Origin of the sequence: Streptomyces bohaiensis, assembly GCF_012033785.1 — a bacterium.
GTDB classification, from domain to species: domain Bacteria; phylum Actinomycetota; class Actinomycetes; order Streptomycetales; family Streptomycetaceae; genus Streptomyces; species Streptomyces bohaiensis.
On sequence record NZ_JAAVJC010000454.1, the window covers coordinates 1 to 2175 of the forward strand.

The following is a 2175-nucleotide window of genomic DNA, read 5'->3' on the forward strand; positions in this document are numbered from 1 at the left end:
GGGGACCCGCCGGAGCGGCGGGTCCGTCGGTACGGAAGGGCTCAGTAGGGGCCGTCGACGTTGTCGATGGAGCCGTAGCGGTCCCAGGCGTAGTTCGCGGCGGCGACCAGGTTGGCGACCGGGTGCCACACGTCGTGCGGGGTGCCGTCGACGTGGTACGCGTCGAAGGTCGGCTGGATCACCTGGAGCAGGCCCATGGAGGGGGTGCCGTTGATCCAGTTGATGTCCCAGTCGTTGATGGCCTGGGGGTTGCCGCTGGACTCCCGCATGATGTTGCGGTGCAGCCCGTCGTAGCTGCCGGGGATGCCGTTGGCGGACATGATGTCCAGCGCCTCGGCTATCCAGCCCTCCAGGTTGTCCTCGTAGGTCTTGGCGGGCTCCGGCTCCGGCTCCGGCTCCGCCGCGGGCTGCGCCGGCTCCGCGGCGGTCACGACCGGCGCCTCGCGCTCGGTGGAACGGCTCGCCGGCTGCTCGGCAGCCTCACGCTCCGCCGCGGCCTTCTCGTCGGCGGCCAGCTGCTTGGCGGCCTGCTCCGCCTCGGAGGCGTGCTCGGCCTCGGCCCGGCGGACCTCGGCCAGTGCCTGCTGCGACTCCTCGGCCGCCTGCTGCTGGGCCGCCTGCCGGGCGGCGTGGTCCCGGAGCGACTCCTCCGCGAGGGTGCGGACGTCGTCCGAGCCGTCCCGCTGGGCGGGGACGGCGGCGCCGGCCAGGTCCCAGGCCGACGCCTCGGTGGAGAGGGACTGGGCGGGCCGCTCGTCCGCGGCGGCGGGGCCGGGGACGACGGTGAAGGCGAGAATGGCGGCGCCGGAGAGAGCCAGGGAGGCGGTCGCGGTTTTCTGCGTCACCTGCAGGCGGCGGGAAAGCTGACGAGCGGGCATTGCGTAAACCTCGATCGATTCATCGCGGGAACGGGGCGACGTTCTTGGTAACAGCCGCGAAAAACCTGTGGCAAAGGTGTGACGTGCTACGCGGGATAGTGAAAGACCCCGCCGCCGGAAGCCCATGGGACTTTCGGCGGCGGGGTCACGCGGTGCGGGGTTTGGTGCGGTGCGGCAGGGATTCCTTACTAACACGGTTCGTATGTGACGCACCCCCTATGGTGCAGGTCACAGAATTCCGGAGTTTGATCACCCCTCGCACGCGGGGAGGGGTGCGCCCCGCGTGCGGCTGCAGGGAGCTACCGGACGTACAGGGTGATCGTGGACCCGCGCGGGGCGCGGTCGCCGCTGTGCACCGACTGGTTGAAGACGGTCCCGGTGAGGAAGAACCGCTGCACCTCCACCTCGAACCCCTCCTCTTCCAGGATCTCCACGGCCTCGTCCTCGGACCGGCCGCGCACGTCGGGCACCACGACCATCTCCGGGCCCTCGGAGAGGGTGAGGGTGACGGTGTCGCCCTCGCCGGCGACCTCCTCCGCCTCGGGGGACTGCGCCGCGATCCGGCCCTCCTCGTGCTCCGAGTGCACGCGCTCCTCGGCCACCTCGACCTCGAACCCGGCCTCGGCGAGCTGTGCTTCCGCATCGCCCGCGTCCTCGCCGACGACGTCGGGCACCGGCAGCTCCGGCCCCCGGCTGACGACCAGCTCCACCGCGGAGTCCGGGCGCCGCTCCTCGCCCGCGGCCGGCGAGGTCGACACCACCGATCCCAGCGGCACCTCCGCGTCGAAGGCCCGCTCGACCCGGCCCGGGGTGAGCCCCGCCTCGGAGATCAGCTCCCGCGCCCGCTCCAGTTCCTCGCCCTCCACCTCGGGGACCGTCGCCAGCTCCGGGCCGACCGACACCTCGATCGTCACCACCGCGTTGCGCCGCACCCGATCACCGCGCTCGGGGTCGGTGGAGATGACGTGACCGGCCTCCACCGTGGCGGAGAACCCCTCCGTCGCCTCCACCCGCAGCCCGGCGTCGCGCAGCGCCTCCTCGGCCTCCGCCTGCGGCAGGTCGTAGACCCCGGGCGTGGCGAGGAACTGGCCGGAATTCACGTACCACAGACCGCCGCCGAGGCCGAGGACCAGCAGCACTCCCGCGATCACCGCGAGCACACCGCGCCGCGGCCCCCCGTCGAGCAGCGTGCGCCACCCGCGGCCGGGGCGGGGCGGCGGACCCGACGGGCCCGTCTCCTTGACCTCGATGACGGCGGTCCGCTCCCCGCCGGCCGGCACCGGCGCCGTCGCGGCGC

The 2175-nt window shown here is 73.2% G+C and carries 2 protein-coding genes; both read right to left on the reverse strand.

Annotated elements, in window-relative coordinates; all coding sequences use genetic code 11:
- Window positions 1-41 precede the first annotated feature (41 nt).
- Window positions 42-878, reverse strand: coding sequence for a transglycosylase SLT domain-containing protein (locus tag HCN52_RS23870; protein WP_168090497.1), 837 nt, complete (start codon window positions 876-878; stop codon window positions 42-44).
- A 299-nt stretch (window positions 879-1177) separates the two neighbouring features.
- Window positions 1178-2175: Stk1 family PASTA domain-containing Ser/Thr kinase (locus HCN52_RS23875; RefSeq protein WP_168090498.1), on the reverse strand; the 998-nt coding region annotated here is incomplete at its 5' end.